Annotated in this window: 16 protein-coding genes and 1 pseudogene; 3 read left to right on the top strand and 14 right to left on the bottom strand. The window is 63.9% G+C overall.

Going from position 1 to position 20,527, the window contains the following annotated elements; all coding sequences use genetic code 11:
* Nucleotides 1-43 precede the first annotated feature (43 nt).
* Together ACMDCR_RS11855 and ACMDCR_RS11860 are read left to right on the top strand one after the other, a co-directional pair.
* Entirely contained in the window at nt 44-955 is a 912-nt protein-coding gene (locus ACMDCR_RS11855) for a LysR family transcriptional regulator (RefSeq protein ID WP_413992719.1), read from the top strand.
* A gap of 446 nt (nt 956-1,401) precedes the next feature.
* Nucleotides 1,402-2,055: an outer membrane protein gene (locus ACMDCR_RS11860; protein ID WP_413992720.1), complete on the top strand. Its 654-nt coding sequence runs from the start codon at nt 1,402-1,404 to the stop codon at nt 2,053-2,055.
* 59 nt (nt 2,056-2,114) lie between these two features.
* Here ACMDCR_RS11860 and ACMDCR_RS11865 read toward each other — a convergent pair whose 3' ends face one another.
* The 8 genes from ACMDCR_RS11865 to ACMDCR_RS11900 form a co-directional block, all read right to left on the bottom strand.
* The gene (locus ACMDCR_RS11865; RefSeq protein WP_413992721.1) at nt 2,115-2,564 is read right to left on the bottom strand and encodes an RrF2 family transcriptional regulator; all 450 of its coding nucleotides are present in this window, start codon (nt 2,562-2,564) and stop codon (nt 2,115-2,117) included.
* Nucleotides 2,565-2,686: 122 nt separating this feature from the next.
* Nucleotides 2,687-3,115 (bottom strand): OsmC family protein, encoded by a 429-nt coding sequence (locus ACMDCR_RS11870; protein WP_413992722.1) that lies wholly within the window; start codon nt 3,113-3,115, stop codon nt 2,687-2,689.
* A gap of 12 nt (nt 3,116-3,127) precedes the next feature.
* The gene (locus ACMDCR_RS11875) at nt 3,128-4,396 is read right to left on the bottom strand and encodes a M24 family metallopeptidase (protein WP_413992723.1); all 1,269 of its coding nucleotides are present in this window, start codon (nt 4,394-4,396) and stop codon (nt 3,128-3,130) included.
* A 284-nt stretch (nt 4,397-4,680) separates the two neighbouring features.
* A complete protein-coding gene (locus ACMDCR_RS11880; RefSeq protein ID WP_413992724.1) occupies nt 4,681-6,213 on the bottom strand; it encodes a hypothetical protein in 1,533 nt (510 codons plus the stop codon).
* Between the two features lie 2 nt (nt 6,214-6,215).
* Nucleotides 6,216-9,833, bottom strand: coding sequence for a S8 family serine peptidase (locus ACMDCR_RS11885; protein ID WP_413992725.1), 3,618 nt, complete (start codon nt 9,831-9,833; stop codon nt 6,216-6,218).
* Nucleotides 9,834-10,159: 326 nt separating this feature from the next.
* A complete protein-coding gene (gene def, locus ACMDCR_RS11890) occupies nt 10,160-10,768 on the bottom strand; it encodes a peptide deformylase (RefSeq protein WP_413992726.1) in 609 nt (202 codons plus the stop codon).
* Complete coding sequence (locus ACMDCR_RS11895; RefSeq protein ID WP_413992727.1) at nt 10,765-10,935, bottom strand: hypothetical protein; 171 nt, start codon at nt 10,933-10,935, stop codon at nt 10,765-10,767. The genes def and ACMDCR_RS11895 overlap by 4 nt, the downstream gene beginning before the upstream one ends.
* Before the next feature lie 187 nt (nt 10,936-11,122).
* Nucleotides 11,123-12,340, bottom strand: coding sequence for a hemolysin family protein (locus ACMDCR_RS11900; protein ID WP_413993595.1), 1,218 nt, complete (start codon nt 12,338-12,340; stop codon nt 11,123-11,125).
* A gap of 274 nt (nt 12,341-12,614) precedes the next feature.
* Here ACMDCR_RS11900 and ACMDCR_RS11905 point away from each other — a divergent pair, with 274 nt between their 5' ends.
* Nucleotides 12,615-13,943, top strand: a complete 1,329-nt coding sequence (locus ACMDCR_RS11905; protein ID WP_413992728.1) for an NAD(P)/FAD-dependent oxidoreductase — start codon at nt 12,615-12,617, stop codon at nt 13,941-13,943.
* Nucleotides 13,944-13,969: 26 nt separating this feature from the next.
* Here ACMDCR_RS11905 and ACMDCR_RS11910 read toward each other — a convergent pair whose 3' ends face one another.
* The 6 genes and pseudogenes from ACMDCR_RS11910 to ACMDCR_RS11935 all read right to left on the bottom strand — a co-directional run bounded on the left by ACMDCR_RS11910 (nt 13,970) and on the right by ACMDCR_RS11935 (nt 20,486).
* Nucleotides 13,970-14,791, bottom strand: a complete 822-nt coding sequence (locus ACMDCR_RS11910; protein ID WP_413993596.1) for a carbohydrate ABC transporter permease — start codon at nt 14,789-14,791, stop codon at nt 13,970-13,972.
* Between the two features lie 5 nt (nt 14,792-14,796).
* Nucleotides 14,797-15,660: a carbohydrate ABC transporter permease gene (locus ACMDCR_RS11915; protein WP_413992729.1), complete on the bottom strand. Its 864-nt coding sequence runs from the start codon at nt 15,658-15,660 to the stop codon at nt 14,797-14,799.
* A 253-nt stretch (nt 15,661-15,913) separates the two neighbouring features.
* Nucleotides 15,914-17,233 (bottom strand): extracellular solute-binding protein, encoded by a 1,320-nt coding sequence (locus ACMDCR_RS11920; RefSeq protein ID WP_413992730.1) that lies wholly within the window; start codon nt 17,231-17,233, stop codon nt 15,914-15,916.
* Nucleotides 17,230-18,811, bottom strand: a pseudogene (locus tag ACMDCR_RS11925) (putative N-acetylmannosamine-6-phosphate 2-epimerase). The gene ACMDCR_RS11920 and the pseudogene ACMDCR_RS11925 overlap by 4 nt, the downstream one beginning before the upstream one ends.
* Nucleotides 18,812-19,045: 234 nt before the next feature.
* Nucleotides 19,046-19,864, bottom strand: coding sequence for a GntR family transcriptional regulator (locus ACMDCR_RS11930; protein WP_413992731.1), 819 nt, complete (start codon nt 19,862-19,864; stop codon nt 19,046-19,048).
* A 58-nt stretch (nt 19,865-19,922) separates the two neighbouring features.
* Entirely contained in the window at nt 19,923-20,486 is a 564-nt protein-coding gene (locus ACMDCR_RS11935; protein ID WP_413992732.1) for a HutD family protein, read from the bottom strand.
* Between the last annotated feature and the right edge of the window lie 41 nt (nt 20,487-20,527).

Consider the following 20,527-nt stretch of genomic DNA (forward strand, 5'->3'; position numbering starts at 1 on the left):
TGCAGACATAAGCCTTATGTCGAAAAGTATGAGGGCAGGAGAGATGGACATCGTATCGGCATTGCGAACGTTCCTGCGGGTGGCGGAGACGGGTTCCTTTTCCGCCGCTGCTGTTGATCTCGATCTGACGCAGCCAGCGGTTTCCCGGCAGGTGTCTGCCCTGGAAGCGCATCTGAACACGCGGCTTCTGCATCGCACGACCAGTGCGCTGGCGTTGACGGCCGAGGGCGAGCAGACGATCCCGATGGCCCGGCGGGTCATCGAGGCGGTGGAAGCGCTCGGCGAGGCCACATGCGGGGAGGGCGCAAAGGCATCGGGAAAAGTGAGGCTGAGCCTGCCCGCGCCGCTTGGACTCTACATGAGCGACCGCGTCACGCGGCTGCTCCATAATCATCCCGGGCTATGCGTCGAACTGATCTTCCGGGAGGAGCCGTCCGATCTGGTCGGAGAAGGGATCGATCTCGAGGTGCGCCTCGGCTCGGTCGCCGACAACAGCTTGATGTGCCGCCGGATCGGCTGGACAACGGCCTTTCTCGTCGCTGCGCCCTGCTATCTGGAAGGACGGCCCGTTCTTGAGACCCCGGACGATATCGGCGTCCACGACTGCATCTGTTATAGCCGTGCCGGTGATGGCCGGTCATGGTCGTTTTCCAACGGCGCGGACGAAGTGGCCGTGCGGATCGTGCCCCGTATGATTGCCAACAATTCGGTGGCCGTCCATCGGGCGGCTCTTGCCGGGGGTGGTGTCGCGGTTCTCTCCCACATCCTCGCCTGTCCCGATATCCAAGCGGGCAGGCTGGTGAATCTCATGGCGGATTTTCCCCCGAGCCGGCTGCCGATCAATGTCGTCTATCCCTCGCGCCGAAATCTGCCGCTTCGCGTCAGGACCGTCCTGGACTTTCTGATCGATGCTGTCCGCGAGGATCCCCTGATGGCCTCTGGTTCTGCGTGTTGACAGGGCGACACCGGCGTCGCTCCAGGGCACGTCTCGAGCCGCTGCACCGCCTTTCCTGCATTGAACTTACTAGGGCCAGTATTCGGCCACGCGGGTGAAATTGGTATTCTGCGCCACGGTCGCAAAGGCAATGTCGGCGATGGAGAGACGCTCCAGCTCATCTTGCAATCCTCGGCCACATCGGCTCGCTGCCCGCAGCCTTATCATCGCTGCGGAGATAGTCCGCTGTGACATGCTTCCGGGAAGTAGACTTGCGGCGGCTGGCAAGGAGGAATAATATGACAAAAAAAAGTAATCGGAACTGGAACCAATTGTTGATGGTCGAGTTTGAGTGTTCGGGATCATCCGGTTTCGCGGGAAACAGCTGTTAGATTCGTCAAGTGACATAGGTTTGCCAAGACGATCTGATAATTGTTTCCATATTGTCTCAGGTAAGGATTTCACAAATGAAGCTCGCTATTGCTCTTGCCTCCGCCGCCCTCCTCAGCACCACCAGCGCATTCGCGGCCGATCTTGCGCCCGCGCCGGTCGAGCCGGTGGCGGTTATCACCCCCTATAACTGGACCGGCTTCTATATCGGCGTTCACGCCGGAGTGGATATTGGCCAGGGCAAGGTGGACGGTGCCGATTTCAATACCACCGGCTTCATCGGCGGTGCTCATGCCGGCTACAATTATCAGTTTGAGGGCCCCTGGGTCGTCGGCCTCGAAACCGACATCGATTATTCGAGCTTCAGCAAGTCTGAAACCGTGACGGATGGGGCAGGAGGCGTCTTCCGCGCCAAGTTCAAGAATGAGTGGCAGGGCTCGACGCGCGCGCGTGTCGGCTACGCCTTCGACAGGTTCCTGCCCTACATCACGGGTGGCGTAGCCTATGGCGATGAAAAGATCAGCGGTCTCGGCGGTGGCTCCAATTCGGACACGAGAGTTGGCTGGACGGCCGGCGCCGGCCTTGAGTATGCGATCTATGATAACTGGCTCGTGCGCGGCGAGGTCCGCTATGTCGATCTCGGCAGCCACAACTTCAACATCGCTGGCACGCGGCACAAGACTCGCTTCGACTCCACCAATATTACGCTTGGCGTGAGCTACAAGTTCTGAACCTGGCGACTGGATCGGTTCCAACCCATGAGCCCGGCGCGAGCCGGGCTTTTTGTTTTTCAGATCTGGTACATGAAGGCGAGGGCGTCGGCGTCGGTCAAAGCGCGCATTTCAGCCAGGCTTCGGTTGTCAAGGACGGTGGAGATGGCCTGGCGCACTTCCAGCATCATCATGCGGACGGAGCATTGCTTCTCGTCCGTGCAGTCGTCACAGCGCTGATAGGCCGTCTTGCTGGCACAGGCAATCGGCGCTAGCGGCCCGTCGAGGATCCGGATGATATGGCCCACGCGGATCTCGCTGGCCGGGCGGCCCAGGCTGTAGCCTCCACCCTTGCCCTTCTTGGAATGCAGCAGCCCGGCATTGCGCAACTCACCCAGGATCGTGTCGAGGAACTTCTTGGGGATGCCGTTCTGCTCGGCGATCTCGTTGATGAGCATGGGCCGGCCAGGCTCAGCACCGGCCAGATGAACCATGGCCTTGAGGCCGTATTTTCCTTTTTTGGTCAGCATTGGAGTCCTCGACGACGTCCGGGGGCATAAATTCACTTTCTCTATAAGATAGGAGGAATATTGAATTTTGCATCGGGCATGCCGAGGTGGCTTATCTCGATGCATGAGGATGCCGGATTCGATCAGTTGCCCGCGCGATGGATCTCAACGGACGCTCCACCATGCAGCGTGTTGCTGATGGTGCAGATCCTCTCCGCCGCCGCGACGATCGCATCCTTCGCAGCCTCGTCGAGATCAGCGTCGACAAGCATCTCGATATCGAAGCGTTCGACGCGCGAAGCGCCTTCCGCCGCCTTGCTGCCGTGCACGCGCGCTTCGACATTGCGCAGCCTGCCGAGAACGCCCTGTTCGCTCGCGGCGATACGGGCGCTCAGCACCAGGCAGGCGGCAAGCGAGGCGTAGATCAGATCCAGCGGGCTGAAGCCCGACTCGCTCGGCCGGGTGACCACCGTGATCTTGCCGCCAGCGGCGGAGGTCACGACCGGATGGCCGAGACGCGCAAGCGTTGCGGTTGCACCGGTCTTGCGGGGCGTGACGGTGCCGATGGTCATGGTTCGGAGCCCTCAATCCATGATTTCGAGAAGGTCTCTCGGTAAAGGAGACATCAGTTCGAGGCCCTGCGGCGTTACCAGGAACTGGTCCTCGATGATGAAGCCGCCGACGCCGCGAACATAATAGGGCGCCTCGACCGCGATCACCATGTCCGGCTCGAGCAGCACGTCGCAGCCTGAAGAAATGAAGGGCCATTCCTCGCTGAACACGCTGGCACCGACGCTGTGGCCGAAATGGCCGCGGCTGAAGCTGGCAAAGCCGGCGTCATGCATGGCCCTGGTCGCGGCCTCGTGGGCCTCGCCTAGCGGCCGGCCGGGCCGGAGCGCCACTAGTGCCGCGTCGAGAGCGCCGCGCAGGGCGTCATGGATCTGACGCTGGGCGGGCGAGGTCCTGCCGATCACCGCCGTGCGGGCGACATCGGCGCTATAGCCGCCGACCACCGCGCCGACGTCGATCTTCACGACATCGCCGCGCCGCGCCGGGCCGCCCGGCGCGAAACCGTCGGGGCCGACGGCGATATAGGCCCAACTCGACAAAGACTGCCCGAGTTGGAGACGCCTTGCCTCTTCCTCCACCTTGCCGCGCCAGAGTGCGCCAATGGTCTGAGCGTCGATCCCCTCATGGAGCGAGGCAAGCGCATGCCGGAGCCCGCTCGTGGTGAGCTGTGCGGCAATCCGGAGGGCCTCGATCTCCGCCGGTTGCTTGACCATGCGCAGGCGCGCCACCAGCGGCGAGGCATCGGCCCAGCGCACTTGGGGCAGGGCCGTCTCGAAGGCCTGCATGTCGGCCACCGGGACAAAGCCGAGTTCGAGGCCGAGCCGGGCCGTGTCGAGGCCGCGCTCGCTGAGGATGTCGCGAAGGGACGAGAGCATCAAGGTGGGATCAAAGGTGGCCGGCCTCTCGAAGCCGGATTGCCGAGCCTTGTCGAATGCCAGGATATCCTCGACTAGCGAGCCGTCGGGCGGATCGGCGGCCGTCGTCTCCACCCAGATCGGATGACTGCGTACATCCTCGATACCCGAAGTCTCGCGGAACCCAGCCGCCTGGAGATCACCGACAGTCGCAGCGAGCGGAGAGGCGGGATCCGCCGGCACCAGCACGGCCGCGGCGCCCGCTCTGCGCCAGAGCGTGGCGACCCCTGCGAAGGCACCGGTGGCGTAGAGGATGCTCTCGGGCTGCACCAGCACGATGGCCTCGACGCCGAGTGCAGCCATCAGCCTTGCCGCACGCTGCCTGTCGAGATAGCCGCCCGGCGTTCTGGCCTGCGCCTTCGCGGTCATGCGCCAACCCTCTTCAATCAATGAAACACACAAAGCTTATAGGCTTTGAAAACGCAATGGCGCCGATGACTCGGAAAGAGTAATAGCGGAAACCAGCCGATCGCAGCGTTGGCCAGACGTCAGGGGGGAGCGCAGAAATCGGCCCTGACGTGGCGAGGCCAGCGGGCCATTCTGGACAGCCGGATGACCGGAGACTGGCCGGTCCGTGGATTGCTCCAGCATATCCAGATTGGATCATCGGCGAAGCAGGTCTGTTTGCCCTCCGCGGTGCCTGCCGGATGCGCTCAGAACGGCACCTCGACATAATCCGGACTGACGATCACGCCCTGACCGGGCTTGTTTGGCGTTTGGTCGGTGCGCAGGAAATAGCCCTCGGGCACCTTCTTGGTGAGCGCGTCGACGATGGCACCGAGCGGCATGTGGCCCCAGCGCTTCTTGATGGCCATGACCTCATCCACGGGGATCACCGCGGCCCGCAGCGTGGTCATCATCTCGAGCCCATGCTCCTTCATGGTGGCGTTATGGCTGCCGTGATGGCCAACTTTGTAGAAGATCGTGCGGCCGAGGAGATCGGGACCGGTAACCTCGGAATGGGCGCCAGGCCATTTGAGCGTTTGCCAGGACTCCCAGTTGCCGACCTGTGCGTCGGCCGCGAAGAGCAGGACATCGCCCTTGCCGGGATCGCCGAGCTCGACTGCAAGCACCAGGCTCGTGTTGTTGGTATAGCTTTGCAAGGCAAGCGCCAGTTCGGCAGCGGGGCCCAACCAATCACCATCGACCCGGCGCCAGTCGCCCTCCTTGTAATAGTGCTCGAGGAGGAATTCGTGGTCCTTGCCCAGATCCAGGGGGATGGAAACGCGCTGATGGAAGGGCACGTCCTCGTCGGGTGCATCATCGAGGCGAAGCGCTGAGGCCACGCCGAGAGGCATGACACCACCGCCGCCCAAGGCCAGGGCATAGGTTTCGGGTGCGCTTCCTGTAGGATTGATCTTGCGAATCAGCTTTTCGTCATGCGGCGGCCCGAGCACATAGATGCGTGCATTGAGGCCTGGGATCTCGATGGGTGCATCGGTGGGCCGGCATAGGCGCGGCGGCTTCGGATCGGCCATCTTCTTGGCAATGTCGAAGGCAGCCCTGGTGCTGGTCGCCCCAGCCGCGCCCATGCCGAAACTGGTGGCGGCGAGATCCTCCAGCATGGCGGCGGTATCGCTCTCGCCTATCCCGTGGAGGGCAGTCGCGCTGGCGGCCAGCGCTTTCTCGGCCTTGCCAAGTTCGCTTTTCAATTCCTGCGCGAGCGGATCCTTGTCGTCCTCGGTCCAGGCGACCCAGACCTCTCCCACCTTCAGCGGCTTGAACGCGGGGCCGGCCTGGATGAAGCCGGACAGGTGGTCCCAATGTTCATGCGTGATGGCGAGGACATCGATAAATTTTTCGGTCGTAGACACGATGTCGTTGACAACACGAGTCATCGGCTCGGCCGGGTTCGAGGTACCGAGCACGACGCCGCAATCGATCAGCAGCTTGAAATCCTTCTGCCCCTTGCCCCGCTTGAGGCGCAACAGGATGCAATCGCCAAGTCCCTGGCGATAGACACGCACGGAACCGCGTGCCCCGACGGCCGCGGCGGCGCCCCCTAAGGCGGCAGCCACGCCTGCAGACGGCGCCGCCGCCTTGGCGGGCGCGACCTTCACGGTTTGTACGATGTCGTCGGCACCAACGCTCGGCTTGGGCTTGCCGCCCTTGCCCTTGCTGGTCTTGCTCTTGGCCGAAGGTGTCCTTTTCGACCGAGCGGTTGTGGTCTCAGATTTGCGCGCCATTGTCAGTGTCCTCCGCCGCAGCGATGGATCATGGCGAAGGCATTCGCCCTCCGGGCTGCATCCGACGGTGCGTAATAGACTTGGCCATACTCCGCGGCACGAACGATCGCGGTAAAGTTCGCCCGCATCTGGGCGCCGATCGATCCTTGGGCCAGCAGCCGTTTGCGCACGACATATTTGAGTGTGTTGTCCGCCAGGTCGAAGACCAGGCTGCAGCCGCCACGATAGCGTTCCTGGTTCGGTTCGGCGCGGAAGGTCTGGCTGAGTTCGATGGTCAGGATGGCTTTGCTGGTCCCATCCGGCGCGTTGCGACGCGAGGGCCGGACGGAATGGACCTCGATGGGCCGGATCTCACCCTGAAGCACAGTGCCGCTGCCATTCTCCAACTGGATCGAATAGGATTTCTGCGGCTCGACAAAGCCGAGGATGTCGCGGATTTCCTGGCGCCGCGGGTCGGTCAGCCATTGATGCATGCGGTAGCGATTGGCCTCCGAAGTATCGAAGGCCGATTTTCGCTCGAAATTGAGATTCCAGCTCAGATCGAATACCGGCACGAGGTCATGGAATGCCTGCAATTGCCCAGGCGTCAGAGTCGGCGGCTCCCAGACCAGGCTGTCCTCGGCCAGATGGCGCACATTGGCGGGGATGATTGCCCGCTCCCGGAACGCGTCGATGAAGGCGACGCGATAGCCGCGATTATCGTCCGCAACCATATCGCGGTCCGCGGTGATGAGGGCACGCAGATAATCGCCAAAGTCGAGATTGACTGGCGGGCAGTAATCGAGGGCCCTGATGCACACGTTGAGTAGCTGGTCGGCCGTCTTGCTGGCCTCGGCCGCCAGTCGCCCGGCGAGGTCGTATGATATGTCGCCCTTGGGCAGGATGCCCGAGCCGCCCGTGGCGAGGCGAATGAGGTCGGCGGACCTGGCGCGATAGATCGTCATGAAGGCGCCGAAGATGGCGGACACCAGGACCGCGCCGCGGGCATGGGGTTCGGTAATATTCTCGTCGAGCGGCTTGATCTCGCCGATATAGCGCCGTAGCGCTCCATGCATGCCCGTCGCCTCGCCGAATTGCTGTGCGAGTTCGCCGAGGCTCTCAGCCGCGCCCATGTCGCCGGCCGACTTGCGGATCTGCCGCATCAGCGATTCCGGCATGGAAAAATGCTGGAACAGCGCGACGATGTCGGCAAAGGCCTCATGGAAGGCCGGCATGTCGATATTCGTTGCCTCCGAGTAGCGCGGATGGATGCCGTCGAGGAGCGCATGGGTTGTCTCATGCGCGATGATGTCATGCGAGGTCACGGCGAAGATGCCGGAGCCCGAGGTTACCGTGCCATCCGATGCGCTGGCGCGGAAATAGCCGAAGAGCAACGCGACTTTGGCGGGATTGTAATAGGCATTCGCTTCGCGTAGCGCATGCGGATAGATGCGCAGACGCTGTACGTATTCGCTTCGCTGCACCACGCCCTGTGCGTCGCGGGGTTGGCGCTTGGCCCAGAGCGCCCGTCGTCCGAGCGCGCGTTCGAAGCAGCCGATGGTGCGCATCGCCACCGCATAGGCCATCTGCTGGTGGAAGCGCGGGTCGGATTCGGAAGGTGCCAGGCCGTTCTGCGCCAGCAGGGCGGGGTTGTTGAGGTCGACAGGCGCGTAACAGAGATTGGAGGCAGGATCGATGTCCACCACCTCCAGATATTCGCCCACCGGACCGGGCTTGAGATCTCTCTCCCAGGGGACGGCTACCGTGGCCACGCTCACGTCGAAGATGTCGGGCCGCGTCTGCTGGCCTGGATCATAGGCGTAGATGCGCAGGCGACGGTAGGGTGGCGGGGGCGTCGGCGGATCCTGCGCGAGTTGCAGGAAGAGCCGGTTCACCATCTGAACAGCCGTTGGCGGAGGGCCGGGAGGCTGTGCTGCGGCGACGTCGACAGCGGCGGGCGGCGGAGCGACGGACGGCTTGTTACCATCGCTGCCTCTCGTCTCAAGCGCCTGGCGCAGGCGAGACGAGATCTCCTTGTGAGCCAGGATCTGGCCGACCAGATGCTCCCTGTCGGTATCGCTCGAGAAGTCTATCCCGGCCGAGGTCGCAACCTGCAGCGCTTCGAGCGCCAGCATGGCATCGGTTCCCTGCTCGGGACTTGCCGCGAAGCCCACGCCCGGGAAGAGCAGTTTGAGGAGGGCGAGATCGACATTGTCCTGCGGCGTAGCGACCAGGGCCGCTGCCTCGGCCGGCATCTCGTCCAGGGCATCGGCGGCGCGCAGCATGCCGTGCCCGAGCTCATCCGCATCACCCGGGGCGCCGGCCTTGGCGGAGTCGAACAACGCCTTGCGCACTGCCTCCACCCGCATCCAGGCCGTGGGATAGGCGTCGTAAGCCTGGCGATGTTTCTGGATCCAGAGCGTAGCCGCCGCAGCGACTTGAGGCGTCGCCGCTGAGGTGCCGTTGCTGTCGAAATCGGCGACGGCAGGTGCACCGAACCGGGCCCAGGGTGTGTTCGGCGTATAGCCGGCGATCGAGGTGGGCAGCTTGTCGCTGGGACCATAATTGCCGGCCATGCGCCGCAGCGGCAGGTTGGCATAGGGGCGTCCATTCGCCATCACGCCGCAGGCGGCGATCACCCGGTTGAAACGGGCGGGGTAGACAATGAGATGCGTCGGGACATTGAAGAAATTGTTGCCGGCGGCCGTGACCAGCACCACGCCGATCTCATAGAGCGCGTTGACGGCATCGGCCCAGGCCTGGGACGGGATGCCGCCCATGCTCATGCTGAGCACATGAACAGGCGTCTTGCCCTCCACGCAAAGCTGGTGGACATAGTCGAGCCCCCGCGCGATCGAGCTGTTGGAGAACAGCACCACCCGGTTGGCGACGCGGACAGGCACGATCTCAGCATCCGGTGCGCAGCCAAAGCCTTGGAAGCCCGATGTCGTCTTGCCGGCCAGGATGCTCAGCGTGCCGCAGCCATGGCTGAAATTGTTGAACAGGCCGCTAGAAGTGTCGGTGGCATCGTTGGGCTTGGCGGCGTCGACGAAATTGCGCTGAAGGTCGGCGCGGAGGAACCGCGGCACGCTGAGGTGATTGGGATCGAAGCCGGTGTCGAGATGGGCGACCCGCACGCGCTTGCCCTCCCCGGGATCGGCGGCTTTATTGAGCGCATCGTCGAACTGGCCGTGGGCAGTCTTGCGGAACCAGAAATTGTCGTTGGGGTCGCCGGCATAGCCGTTGCCGATATCCTGGGGCTCCGGCGCGCCCGTGCGCAGCGCCATGGCTCCGCTCGCTTGACGGGTGTCACCGGTTTGCCATTGCTGCTCGAGGTCGGGCTCGGCGAAAGTCACCTCGGGATTCTGGGCCACGAGGGCATGGCAGGCTTCCCAGGGATTGGCGGTATCAAGCCCGCCGGTCGCCGTAACGAGATGCCAGACACCGTCCGTCGCCGCAGGAGCGAGCCCCGAGCCGGCCGGACTGGTGCCGGGCTCGATGCTCTTGAACAGCGGCTCGGAGGCAAGAGTAACATTCTCGGCAGCAAAGCCGGGGCCGCTACCCGTGATCGTCAAGGTGCCCGGCGCGGCAGCACCGCGGATCTTGACCAGGAAACGTTGCGTTCCATCGTTCACCGACATGTCCCCCCGCCTGTTTCGAAAGCACGTTTCGACGATAGACCATAGATGTCGGCGAGCATCCGCGTGGCAATGCTGACTAAACGGCGGATCGACGACTGATCGAGGAAGAAGAAAAAGGTTGGAGAGGGAAAACGCCTCTTGTTCTTTGTCTGGTCGGGCGCTCCACAGCTTTACACAAAGCTTTCATGGATGGCGTGAATCTGTCGTGATATCGTTGTCTCCCTAATAAGCCGGCTTATTTATGCTCTTGAGACAGTTCGCGCCCAAATAGAAAGCTTTTGGAAATCAAGGTTTTGGCACGGCATGTCCCGCTGCGTTGGAGATTCTCAAGCCTCCCTGGCCAACTCAGCGATCAAGGAAGAGACCGACCTGCCTTCCGTCCGCCGTTTCATGTTGTCATCCGTCATGAGCGAGCGGGGCAGCAGCTTGTCAGTATAAAGGATGCCGTCAAGGTGGTCCATTTCGTGCTGGATGATGCGGGCGGGCCAGCCATGCACGAGCGTCCAGTCATTGAAGACGCCGTGCCGGTCGAGCCATGCGATCTCGATGTCGAGGGCGCGTTCCACCAACCCGGCATAACCGGGAATGCTGAGGCAGCCTTCGGGAAAGATCGTCTTCGCGCTTCCCTCGGCCGGCCGGATGCGCGGGTTGACGAACACCTGCAGCGGAAAGGCGCTGGTGCGCTGGCGTTCGTCGCGCTGTGTGTCGTTGAGCCGTTCAATCGCCAGCGGTGGATCCTCGACGATGATGATGCGCTTGGGTTCGCCGACCTGCGGCGCTGCGAGACCGACACCCGGGGCTGCCCGCATCGTCTCGATCATCTGGTCGATCAGCGTCTGGATTTCAGGCGAGGCGATCGTCTCCGGCGGCACCTCCGACGCACGCTGACGCAGAACGGGATCGCCGATCTGGACGATAGGCAAGGTCGACATCATGCCACCTCGCTGCGGACGGCGCCGGTGCCCTGTTCCAGGCTTTCAAAGGCGTAAGTGGGGTGCACGTAGACGGGACGTGTCAAAGCACCGTTCGCGCTGGCAGGATCATCGCCGAGGTGAATGGCGCGGGTCGAAAGTGCCTGCCGTCGGTTGGATTTGCGTCGCATGGTCGTCCTGGCCGGATGGGGGAACGGAAGCTACCCAACCTATTGTCGTCCGAAGATCGTCCGGCAAGGCGAGAGTCGTCAACAGCGCGGAGCGTGCCGTACTTGGAGTGGCGGTCTCTGACCGCCATTCATGAACCACCGCATTTGCCGGCAAGAAAGATGGCGGTCGCAGACCGCCACTCCTCGATCAAGCTGCCTTCGAAACCAGGATCTTGTCGATGCGCCTGCCGTCGAGATCTACCACCTCGAATTTCCAGCCGTCGCGCACGAAGCTTTCGCCGGTCTGCGGCAGATGGTTGAGTTCCGCCAGGATGAAGCCGGCAGCCGTCTCGTAGTTGCCGCGCTCGATCGGCATCGCCAAAGCCTCGGAGAGCTCATCGGCCTGCATCCAGCCAGCCACCAGATAGGAGCCGTCCGAACGCATGGTGATGGCCGGCTCGTCACCCTCATCGTCCTGAAAGGCGCCGGTGATGGCTTCCAGCACGTCATTGGCGGTGATGATGCCTTCGAAATGGCCGTATTCGTCGAAAACCAGCGACATATGGGCTTTCGAGGAACGCAGCGCTTGCAGCACGCTGAGCGCCTCGGTGGTGTCCATCACGATGGGCGCGGCCTGGACATGCTCGCGCACGTTCAGTGCCCGGCCCTCGAGCTGGGTCTGGAACAGTTCCTTTACGGTGACGACGCCAATGATGTTGTCGTCCTCGCCGTCCTGCACGGGAAGGCGAGTGTTCCTGGTGGCGCGCAGCCGCGCCATGATTGCCTTTGAGGAATCAGCAAGGTCGATCACCTCGACCTCGCGCCGTGGCGTCATCAAGGAGCGGGCACTGCGGTCACCGAGGCGCATCACGCCGGAGATCATGTCCTTCTCGGCTCGCTCGAGCACGCCTGCGCTCTCGGCCTCGGCCAGAATGGTGCGTACTTCCTCTTCCGTCACCGTCTCGTCGGTCTTGCCGCGCTGGCCCAGCAAAGTGAGGACGAGACGGCCGGAGGCATCGAGCAGCCAGACCAGCGGGGCCGAGCATTTAGAGAGGAGCTTCATCGAGGGGGCGACCCGTGCGGCCATGGCCTCGGAGTCGCGCAACGCGATCTGCTTGGGCACCAATTCGCCGATGATCAGCGACAGATAAGTGATCAGCACCACCACGATGCCGACGCCGAGCGTGTCGGCGATGTTGGTCGCAACACCCTGTTCACGCAGCCAGTCGGCCAGGCGCGTGCCCATGGTGGCGCCGGAGAATGCGCCCGAGAGCACGCCCACCAGCGTGATGCCAATCTGCACCGTGGAGAGGAAGCGGCCGGAATTCTCAAGCAATTCAAGGGCGATTGCCGCGCCGCTCCTGCCGCGGTCCGCCATGATGCGAAGCCTGGCCGGGCGGGAGGAGACGATGGCGAGTTCCGACATGGCGAGGACGCCGTTGAGGAGCGTCAGGAGGACGATGATGGCGATGTCGAGGAACAAGGTGCCTTGCAGGGGTCGCAAGCCCGCGACGAATGTCGGGCTGCTTCAGGGCCATTGAGCATAAGGGGAGTGGCCGCCGGATGATAGAGGTCTTTGAAATTTGGTTGTGTGCTCCGGGTGCACGGGCAGGATGCCCGTGCACCCGGAGAGAGCCGTCATTGCCGTTGCGGGACTGCGTTCTATAGTGCCGCGGTCTGTCTTTCTGGTTGCGAGTCGCATGTCTCCCCCCGTCGATCCCGTTTCTTCATCTTCATCCCTGCCTCCCCGTGCCGATGTCGTCGTCATCGGGGGCGGCATCGTCGGCGTCAGCACGGCGCTGGCGCTCCTGCGCAAGGGGCATTCGGTCGTGCTGTGCGAGAAGGGCCGCATCGGCGGCGAGCAATCCAGCCGCAATTGGGGCTGGTGCCGCGCCATGGGCCGCGACAGCCGCGAGATCCCGCTGATCCAGGAGAGCCTGCGTATCTGGAGCGGCCTCGACCAGGTGGCGGGGCAAGACCTCGGCTTTCGCAAATGCGGCATCCTCTATCTGTGCGAGACCGAGGCTGAGATGCAGGCCTACGAGCCCTGGCTCGATCACGCCCGGCAGCACCAGATCGGCTCGCGCCTCATCACCGCCAAGGAGGTGCAGGACGTGCTGCCGGGCCTCGCGCGCAAGGTTGCCGGGGCGCTCTACACCAGGAGCGATGCGCGGGCCGAGCCGGCTGTCGCGGCGCCTGCCATCGCTCGCACGCTGCAGTCGCTTGGCGGGACCGTGATGACGGAGTGCGCCGTGCGCTCGGTGGAGACCGCGGGCGGCAAGGTGAGCGCGGTGGTCACCGAGAAGGGGCCGATTGCCTGCGACACCGTGGTGTTGGCCGGCGGTTCATGGTCGCGGCTCTTCGCGGGCAATCTTGGCTTCAACCTGCCCCAGCTCAAGGTGCTCGGCTCGGTGCTGCGCACGAAGCCGCTGGAGGGCGGCCCGGAGAGCTCGGCTGCGGGCTCCGACTTCGCCTTCCGCAAGCGCGCCGATGGCGGCTATACAGTGGCCCATGGTGGCCTCTCGACGGCCGAGATCACGCCGGACAGTTTTCGCCTGTTCGGGGCCTTCCTGCCAGCACTGCGCAAGGAGTGGAAAAGCATCCGTCTGCATCTCGGTCAGCAGTTCCTCACCGAGATGCGCTGGAAGCGCCGCTGGAAGGCGGACGAGGCAACGCCTTTCGAGCAGATCCGCGTGCTCGATCCGGTACCCGACAACCGCCTGCTCGATCAGGCGGTGGCCAATCTGCGCAAGGCCCATCCCGCCTTTGCCGGCGTGGTGGAGGCGCAGCGCTGGGGCGGGCTCATCGACGTGACGCCGGATGCGGTTCCTGTGATCTCCGATGTCGCGGCGCTGCCGGGTTTCTTCATCGCCACCGGCTTTTCCGGCCATGGCTTCGGCCTTGGCCCGGGCGCCGGCCGGCTGATGGCGGATCTGGTGGCGGGCGATACCCCCGTCGTCGACCCCGCGCCATTCCGCTTCTCGCGTTTCGGCGATGGTTCAAAGGTCACGGTGGAAGCAGGATTCTGATCCGCTGCTGTCGCGGATCAAACAGTTCATCCCTTAACGGCGCCGGCCGTGAGCGAGCGGCCGATATAGCGATAGGCGAACAGGCTGAGCAGCAGCGGCGGCAGGATGCTCAAGATCATCACGGCTGCCGCCGTGCCCCATTGCACGCCCCCGCCGCTTGCCGCGAAGAAGAAAGAAGCGCCGACGGTGATCGGCACCGCGCTCTGCGTCGTCAGCATCAGGCCGAACAGGAACTCGTTCCAGGAATAGATGAAGGCGAGAATGAGCGAGGAGGCGATCACCGGCGTCGAAAGCGGCAGCACGATGTGGCGCAGCAACGGAATCGTCCCAGCGCCGTCGACACGTGCCGCTTCCTCGATCTCCAGGGGCAGGTCGCGCACGGCATTGGCAAGCAGCACCAGCACCAGCGGCAGGTTGACCAGGCACAGGATCAGCGACAGCCCGAAGCGGGTGTCGAGCAGGGAGAGGCGCTGGTAGATCAGGTAGATCGGGATCGCGAAGATGATCAGGGGAATGGCGCGCAGATTGGTGACGGCGGGCAGCAACCAGCGCCGGCCGACGCCGAAACGGATGATGGCATAGGCTGCCGGGAAGGCGAGAGCGATGGCAAGCACCGAGCCGAGCGTTGCCGCGATCACGCTGTTGATCAGGTAATGCGTGATGTCGAAGCGGTCGGCGATGACGAAGACCTTTCGGAAATTCTCCAGGGTGGGCGCTTCGATGATCAGCGAGGGGTTCTCGGCGATCTCGCTATCGCTCTTGAACGAGGTGATCAGCGTCGATATCAGCGGGAAATTGAGGGCGAAGGCGGCGATGACAAACACCGCCCAGCGCAGGGCCGCGAGGATGACCTTCATGCCCGCCGCTCCGCCAGCTTGAGCAAAGCTATAAGGACGAGGAAGGAAATCAGCAGCAGGAGAAGCGAGGCGGCGACGGCCACGCCGATATTGTTGCCGCGGAAGAAGGCCTCGTAGATGTAGATGCTGATCGTGGTGGTGCTGCCGCCCGAGCCGCTGCCGGTCAGCACATAGATGTTGTCGAAGACGCGAAAGCTGTCGATGAAGCGGAAGAAGAAGGTGATGGCGATGGTCGGCGCCATGAAGGGCAAGTCGATCTGCTGGAGCCGCCTCAAAGGGCCTGCGCCGTCGATCGCCGCCGCCTCGCGGATGTCGAGCGGGACGGCCTGATAGGCCGAGTAGAGGATCAGAAGGGCGAAGGGCGTCCATTGCAGGACTTCGATGGTCACCAGGGTGATGAAGGCGTGATCGGGGTCGAGGAAGGCGGGGCTGTCGCCGGTGAAGAGCTCGAAATAATAAGGCAGAACGCCAATGAATTCCTGCAGCACCAGCCGGTACATCAGGCCGACCAGAGCCGGTGCCAGCATCATGGGCAGCATAAGAAGCGCCATCAGCCAGGGTCGCTTGGCCAGCAGCGGCGCCAGGAAGATCGCGAGGAACAGGCCGAGCAGGATCTGGGCGAGCGAAGCGAAGACGGCGAATTTCAGCGAGAAGCCGAGAGCGCGCCAGAAGGAATCGTCCCGGAGCACGGTGAGGAAATTGCCGAGGCCTTGCAGCGTCGGCGCGCGCAGGTTTTCAAAGGTGACATGCGAGACCGAATAGACGAGGTCTATGACGAGCGGGATGCCCACCAGCAGCACAAGGAACGCCGTCATCGGCGTGATCAGGAGATAGGGCGTGCTGGTGCGGCCTAGGGCCATGTGGGCTGGTCCGGTGTCGTTGAAGCTTGGTCAAAAAGTCCAGGAAGTGCGGCTTTCGTCATCGCCGGGCTTGTCCCGGCGATCCAGAATGGCGCCAATCTCCCGAAGGCTGAACTTGGATGCCCGGGACGAAGCCCGGGCATGACAAACGTTGCTTCCAAGGGTTAGGCTGGAGTTTTGAGGCGGCCCGTCAGGGGCTGGCATGGCCCCCAAAGAAGACAAGCCGCGGCATTTGCGCGGTAGGATCGCCGGCCTACTTCAGCAACTCCTGCATCTTCGCCGTCGTGTCCTTCAGGGCGGAGTCGAGGTCGGTGGTGCCGGCCCAATAGCCCGTGAAGAACTTGGCCTGCGCCTCATAGACCTGCAGGGCATTGGCCGAGGTGCCGCCCGTCATCACGAAGCCGTATTGGCCGGCAAAGTCGCCGAGCTTCACGAGATCGGGGCGCTTGGGCAGTTGCGCCGTCAGGCTCTTGTCGATGGCGGGCGAGCCGCCAGCATCGGCGTAGGCCTTTATGGCGTCGGCGCTGGCGAGCCAGGTCAGGAATTTGATGGCGCCATCCTTGTGGGTCGAAGTCTTGTTGAGGCCGAAACCGAGGCCGTGGATGTGGGTGGTGCGGCCCTGCGGCCCCTTGGGCGGCGCGATCGTGTCGAACTTGCCGGCCACCGCGGGTGTCTTGTCAGGATTGTCGAGATCGGCGGCGGCGGCATTCCATTGCAGCATGGTGGCCGCCTGGCCGGAGCCGAAGGCGGCATTGGCCTCGGCGAACTCGTAGGTGAGCGAATCCTTGGGCGTGGCGCCGGCGTCGTAGAGCTTCTTGTAGAGTTCGAGGCTGGTGCGGTAGGCGGGCGAATCCACGGTGATCTTGCCGGAAGAATCTTCCCAGTCCGCGCCATAGGAATGGGCCACGCTGCCGAACACCATCATGTTGAAGAGCAGGTTCTTCATCTGCAGCACGGTGCCGTAGCGCGTGGGGCTCTCCTTGTTGATGCTCTTGGTGAAGAACAGGGCGGTGGCGGCATAGTCGTCCCAGGTCCAGTCGTCGTCGGCGACCGGCTGCATCGCCTTCCCAAGAAATTTCTGGGAGATCTCGCCATAGGTCTTCTTCCAGTCGTCGTCGCTGAGAAGCTTGGCCATCAGGTCCTTGCGGACATACATGAAATGCAGCGAGAGGTCGGTCGGCACGCCATATTGCTTGCCGTCATACTGCATGGTCTTGAGCACCTTGTCGCCAAAGGTCTTGCCGGCATCAGCCGGCAGGTCGATCGGCTCCAGGAAGGGGGCATACTTGCCCAGCGAATAGGTGGCGACGAGATTGAGGTCGAACTCGCTCGAGCCGGCGGCGAGATCCGCCTGCAGCTTGTCCCAGAAACCCTCACGGTTGAAGAAGATCAGCTTGACCTTGTCGTCGTCCTTGATGCCGGCCTGATCATTATAGATCTTGGTGACGGCGCGCAGGGCAGTTTCCTCCGGTCCGCCGGGCCAGCCGAGCACGGTGACCTCGGAAAGGGCCTGTGTGGTTCCCAGAGCGAGAAGCGCCGCGGCGCCGGCGAATGCAGCCTTGAGTCTGTTCATCGATCCACCTCTGTTGCGCTTGTTCTTTGGGTTCTTGCGAGATCGGCGATGCCGATCAGCCCCGCTTCGGCGCCGAGCGCAGCGGCACGGATGTTGGGGCGATAGTCGGGTTCGATGTCACGGGCGAGCCTGTGGAGGCGCGCGATGAAGCCTTCTGCGAGGCCGAGGCCGCCGCCGACCACGAAATAGTCGGGATCGAGCAGCAATTGCAGTGAGCGCATGGCGCGCAGGAGCGGCACCGCGACGGCCTGAATCCGTTCCTCGGCACCGGCATCGCCGCGCGCGGCCGCTGCGATGAGGTTCCTGGGATCGCCGATCCGGGCGAGGGCCGAGCCGGAGGCGAGATCCTCCAGCCGCCGGCCGCCCTCGCATGGATCGGCGAGGATCTGGCCGATATGGCCGGCCAATCCGCTGCGTCCGGTGAGGAGGCGCCCGCCAAGGACGAGGCCACCGCCGAGACCCGTGGAAACGGTCATGAAGACGAGATCGAGGCCTTGTCCCGCGCCGAAGCGGTACTCTCCCCAGGCCGCCGCCTGTGCGTCGTTGGTCGCAATGACGGGCACGGCAAGGCGCTCCTGCAAGGCTTCGACCAGCGGGAAGCGGTCGGGAACCGGCAGGATGGCCGGATTGATCGCCGACCAACGTCCCTCCGTGATCCGGCCCGTGACAGCGGCGCCAGCCAGGGTGAAGCGGCCCTCCCATTCGGCCGCAACGCCGGCGAGGGCATCGAGCCAGGCTTCGGCACCGGACTCCCTGTTGGTCTCGATACGCCGCCGTCCCAGCACTTTTGCACCCTCGACCAAGGCGACCAGGGTCTTCGTTCCGCCGATATCGATTGCGAGGACGGGCAAGTCGGGCATGGCTGTTCCCTTAACCTTGCAGGGGATCGGCGGAGGCGGGCAAACGGACCGCCTCGGCAAACCAGCTCGTGATATGTTCGGGGCGCGTGATCGCCGAGCCCACGACAACGGCATCGGCACCCGCGAGGCGGGCCGCCCTGACATCCTCGACAGTGTAATAACGGCCTTCCGCAAAGACAGGCCGTCCGAGTTTCGCGCTGTGGCGAACGAAATCGAGATCGGGCCCCGCAGGGACGGGGCCGCCGGTATAGCCGGAGAGGGTGGTGCCGATCACGTCGACGCCGAGAGCGGCGGCGGCCTGCGCATCGGCTAGCCCGGCGCAGTCGGCCATCGAGTGCCCGCCGACCCGACGTACGGCCGTGGCGAGGTCCGCCACGGGGACGGGACGGGGCCTGTCGGTGGCGTCGAAGGCGATGATGTCGGCTCCGGCATCGGCCAGCGCCAGTACATCTTCCAGCCGTGAGGTGATGATCACGGGCGTGCCCGGCTCGACCCGCTTCACGATGCCGATGATAGGCAGCTTCGTCACCGCGCGCACGCCGCGCACATTGGCGACACCTTCGATCCGCAGCCCCGCTGCGCCCCCGGCTTCCGCCGCCAGGGCAAAGCCGATGATCATGTCGAGGCGATCCATGGGACCACCCACCACCGGCTGGCAGGAGACGATCAGCCCGCCAAGGGTTCTTTCAACCGCTGAGGCCACGCCAGTCTCCCGCATATCGACAGGCCAAGCCTGCCATGATGGGAACACCGATGCAACCAGTTTAATACCACTTTTCTCGGGCCTGACTCAAACATCGCGAGAGGCCGAATAGGGCACAGATCTTGTCATGCCCGGGCTTGTCCCGGGCATCCAGTCGCCGCCTCTGTCAGCGTCTGCGTCCGTAGATTGCCGGAACAAGCCCGGCAATAACAAAAAGTCGCGGTCCAGACGATATTTCGGTCACGCTCTTCAAGAAGAGGGCCGGACCAGTTCGATCATGAATTGATAGGCATCGCCCCGGTAGCGGCTGCAGGTAAACTCGACCACCCGGCCATTGTCGAGGCTGCAGCGCCGTTCCATCTCCAGGATCGCTGCCCCCGGGGCGACCTGCAGCAGCGCGGCTTCCTCTGGCGAGGCGATGTCGGAGCGCAGCCGCTGCAGAGCCCGTGTCGGCATGCAGCCTCTTTCGCGCAGCGCCTCGTAGAGCGAATTGCCGACGACGTCGGTGCTGGGCAGGAATTCGGTGGGGATGATCGTATATTCGATGGCCATCGGGACATCGTCGGCCGTGCGCAGCCGGTGCAGGCGGCAGACCGCGGTGCCGGTGGGAAGGTCGAGCGCCGCCGCCTCGATGGCATCGGCGTCGCCGGTCTCGGCGAGAAGCCATTTCGCACCCGGCTTGCGCCCGCGCGCTGCCATGTCCTCGGAGAAGCTGGTGAAGATCGAGATCGGCTTTTCCAGGCGCTCGGCCACGCTGGTGCGCGCGCCGTGGCGCTGGATCATCAGCCGCTCGTCGACCAGACCCTTCAGCGCGTTGCGCACGGTCACGCGCGAGAGATTCAGCCTCTGGGCCAGCTCCCGCTCGCCTGGGATCATGGCCCCGGCCGACACGACGCCCTCGTGGATGGCGCTGCGCAGTGCCTCCTGCAGGCGGCGGTACAGGGACGTCGGGCTTTCGACATCCAGCCGGCCCTTGAGCAGCAGATAATCGATCAGCCGGTCGACCTCGGCGGGCCGGGACGTATGGGCTTCTCGCGGAAACCGCGGATCGGGACTGGGCAGGGTCATTCAACGCACCGGACAGGCTCGTCACCCGCCGCCCGGCTGAGGCGGCGATCATGCTCGATCAGGGTATACGGCTCAGCCGGGCGATCAATATCTTATGCGTCCCGGCCAGAGTGACGGCCTTATCGATGAAGACGACGTCGCCGAGGGCCAGATCCATCTCGGCGCCATCGATATGGAGCGTTCCGCTGCTGAGCGACAGCAGAACGGCGAGGGGGCCGTCCTTTGCCTCGACGGTTCCCGCTTTAAGATCGTGCTTCGTCACCTCGTGGCTGAACCGCGTACGGCGCGTCATCACATTGAAGTCGCGGATGGGGCCATCGATCAGCGTCGCGGTCACGGGGACATCGCCGGGAAAGGAGAGCGGCCCGGAGACAGGGGTGAGTGTCGTTGGCTCGCGCCCGTCAATCGCCATGACAAGGCCCTTGCCCTCGATCAGCGTCAGCGTGCGGTCGATATCCGGGAAGAGCGAGAACGGGCCGTCACTGGCGACGTCAGCCACGGAGAGGCGCCAGTCGAAATCGTCGAAGCCGGCGCCCTCGGGCGATACGGCGATCTCGGTGGTGGTGCCGCCGCCATTCTTCCAGGGCTTGGGCGTGAGGTCGGCGAAGCGGATGAGCTTCATGGAGGGCTCCGAAATGGTGTGCCGACCTCCAGGTCGGCATA

This window comes from Labrys okinawensis, assembly GCF_047345005.1.
In the GTDB taxonomy this organism is placed as follows: domain Bacteria; phylum Pseudomonadota; class Alphaproteobacteria; order Rhizobiales; family Labraceae; genus Labrys; species Labrys okinawensis.